This is a genomic window from Collinsella sp. LCP21S3_A9 (genome assembly GCF_052118785.1).
Taxonomy (GTDB): domain Bacteria; phylum Actinomycetota; class Coriobacteriia; order Coriobacteriales; family Coriobacteriaceae; genus Collinsella.
The window spans coordinates 1-363 of record NZ_JBQKGN010000072.1 but is presented as its reverse complement, the minus strand read 5'-3'; the positions used below and the strand labels follow the sequence as shown (position 1 = coordinate 363).

General features: G+C 54.0%; 1 rRNA gene. It reads left to right on the top strand.

The annotated features are described in order from the left end of the window. Positions 1-86: ribosomal RNA gene (locus tag ACTQ05_RS09610) — 16S ribosomal RNA — on the top strand; the annotation flags it as partial. Positions 87-363: the final 277 nt, after the last annotated feature.

Here is a 363-nt window from a genome sequence, read left to right as displayed (position 1 = left end):
GGGAGGCGCCGAAGGTGTGGAGGGTGAGGGGGGTGAAGTCGTAACAAGGTAGCCGTACCGGAAGGTGCGGCTGGATCACCTCCTTTCTAGGGAGATACATTCTTAGAGAGAGAACACTTTAACTCGAATAGGGGCAGGAGCCCGTCCGGTGGATGTCTGGCCCGGATACGTCCCCGCAGCACCCGGTCCCCGGGGTCGCACCCGCGTACCTTGAGAGCCGCATAGCGATAGGAGAGAGATGGAAGAGTATCATCTTCCAGACTCGATTCTTTTCTGCGATTAAATAGAGAATGATAGCAATCATTCATCCGATCCAAACAAGAGGAATTCACTCATTGATGAGTGAGGAGCATCTGATCGCGA